This is a genomic window from Alteromonas sp. BZK5 (assembly GCF_014349115.1).
Classification (GTDB): Bacteria; Pseudomonadota; Gammaproteobacteria; order Enterobacterales; family Alteromonadaceae; genus Alteromonas; species Alteromonas macleodii.
On the sequence record NZ_JACSOE010000203.1, the window covers coordinates 1 to 2,452 of the forward strand.

Annotated in this window: 3 protein-coding genes; 1 reads left to right on the plus strand and 2 read right to left on the minus strand. The window is 34.8% G+C overall.

Annotation, left to right across the window (positions count from 1 at the left end; translation table 11 throughout):
* Nucleotides 1-729: oligosaccharide flippase family protein (locus BIZ39_RS21245; protein ID WP_187448027.1), on the plus strand; the 729-nt coding region annotated here is incomplete at its 5' end.
* Here the strand turns inward: BIZ39_RS21245 and BIZ39_RS21250 are convergent.
* Both BIZ39_RS21250 and BIZ39_RS21255 read right to left on the minus strand, forming a co-directional pair.
* Entirely contained in the window at nucleotides 726-1,691 is a 966-nt protein-coding gene (locus tag BIZ39_RS21250) for a glycosyltransferase family 2 protein (RefSeq protein WP_187448028.1), read from the minus strand. The two genes, BIZ39_RS21245 and BIZ39_RS21250, sit on opposite strands and share 4 nt — an antisense overlap.
* On the minus strand, nucleotides 1,681-2,452 hold a 772-nt coding region (locus tag BIZ39_RS21255), incomplete at its 5' end, for a polysaccharide pyruvyl transferase family protein (RefSeq protein WP_187448029.1). The genes BIZ39_RS21255 and BIZ39_RS21250, both read right to left, overlap by 11 nt.

Genomic DNA, 2,452 nt, shown 5'->3' on the forward strand with positions numbered 1-2,452 from the left:
CAGTTTGCTTTTGTGTCAGTAGCTCAACGTGCTTTTAGAATGATTTCTGAAATAACAGTCACGCCACTAAATGGTATATTACTACCTAGCTTTTCAAGAGTGAAAGAAAAACATAACTTGACGGCTGTTTATGTAAGAGTGGTGAGGCTTGCAGCTACGATAATAGTCCCGATTTACATCGGCATAGCTGCTTTATCACAAGAAATAGTTTACTTAGTCTTCGGGCCACAATGGAGTATAAGCGCTAGCATACTTGCTATCTTGTGTTTTACCATAATACCAAATATTTTAGTTTGGTTTTTACCTGCTTTATTGATATCAAGATCCCACACCAAGGTAGCTTTTAAATCAAACTTAATTAGCACACTATCCAATTTAGTTTTCTGTAGCATTGGGGCGTCAATTTCGCTTGAATATGCTGTGATAGGACTTCTCCTGTCATTTACAGTAACAGCTCCCTTTAAATTTTTCCTAGCAAACCAGTACGTTACCGTCAAGGCATTTGATGTAATAATGGCGGCAAGTCCAGCTATTTTATCAGCTATATTTATGTATACAGCATGTTTCTTCTTATCACGAGAAGTCGACAATGATTTACCTATTTTGCTTTTAGTCCTATACAAAGGGATACTAGGGACTTTTGTTTACATCACATCAATGCTCGTTGTTTTTAGAAAGTATACTATGGACACTTTGGAGCTTTTCGTTTCAGCACTCAAAAGTAACTAACGTTTACTCCTTGCCAGACCAAAAGATATTGTACGAATAATCTTTTTTAAAAAACCTAAGGAATGATTTAAAAAACCCATTAATGTTCTCATATCAGAATAAAATTTGACATAAACGATAAGGCCACTAGATTTTTTTTTCTCAAATATTTGGTTACAATAACCAGTGGCAAATTTTTCTAGATCTCGCTGCATCAAACCTCTGATCTTTGAAGAAAAGCAAACCCTACTGTACTTGTCCTTGTAAAGAACATTTCTTTTGCATGAAAAATAATGACTGTAAAAATAGAGTTCTTTGTCGTTACTTAAGTTGTCACCGTGATGTCGCTTTAACGCTAATGGTTTTGAAAGCACTGCTACTTTAGAATTGCATGCAAACCGTAAGATGAAGTCAAATTCTTCAGAGTGTTTCAAAAAGCTATCGAATCCACCAACTAAAAGAGCATCTTTTCTACTAAACATCATCGTTGTAGCAGTACCAATAAAGTTTTCTTTTAAGAGAATTGACTGGAATTCTTCACTTTGCATTACGCGGTCGTGTATAGATTGTGCATAACGTGAATCATTATGCTTTTTGTTAGCATCATCTATTGCATCGACATAATAGTTGCAACAAATTAAACCGGAGGTTAATCCTTGAGCCTCAGCAAATTTCACTTTCGACTCTAGCATTGTGGGTAGCCATAGGTCGTCTACATCCAGAAAGGCGATCCAATCACTCGAAGCCGTCGCAATACCAACATTTCTTGCCGCTGATACACCGTGATTAACTTGGTTTACACTTGTGATCGGAACTTGCGAAGAAGCCTTAAGCTGTTCGATGACTCTCTCACTTTCATCATTAGAGCCATCATTCACTATAATTATCTCTCTGGGAAGATAAGTTTGTGTATTGATTGATTCTACCGCCTCTTGTAGAAACCTATCACCATTATAACATGGAATTACAGCACTAATATTCATGATTATCACCCATAGAATCAATAGCCAACTTTGCCAATTGCCTGTCATTTGCATCAAATGATGTATCAAAAAAGTCTTTACCTTTTGCATTGCCAGTTATTTTAAATACTTCAAAACCATATCTTTTTGCAAAATTAGAAGTTTTTTCACTGTATTCATAAATAACTTGTTTTTTAGAAAGTAAAGCCCCTATTATCATGCAATGAAAACGAGTAGAAACCAAAAACTCTGACTCTGCAATCTTCATTATGATGTTTTTCCCTTGATAAGGTTCTATTGATACTTTTTCACTATTTATACGATTCTTTATTGATAACGCTATAGAAATATCATTACTATCTTCGAAACTTAAAAGACTGATGTTATAACCAGCTTTAATAAAGTTTTTACATAGCTCACATATTTCATCTTCAAAGTCCACTTGCCGTACCCTTTGATTTCCATCTTTTTCTACTCTTGTTACAGAAATAGCGACAATTTTTGCCGTTTTTTTCACTTGATAGGGAGTCAAGTCCATCGACATCACAAGGTCTGGTATGATTTTCTTGTTTTTAACATTAATTTCATCTAAAAGCTCTAAGGAGAATTGATCTCTTACGTGCCAATAGTCAACTAAATTAGTAACCTCGCGCAATTTTGATAAATATTTTTTCTTATCTTTGAACGGTCCTAAATTTGCGCCCATCACAAAATTTTTTCCGCCTAATAACTTGTTACGCTTAAAAAGTTGAATTTTCCAATCAAATCTACGTAGATTTATC

Bases quoted from the DNA above. Each gene is read 5' to 3' on its own strand.
- BIZ39_RS21250 (WP_187448028.1), bottom strand. From the start codon at position 1,691: ATGAATATTAGTGCTGTAATTCCATGTTATAATGGTGATAGGTTTCTA.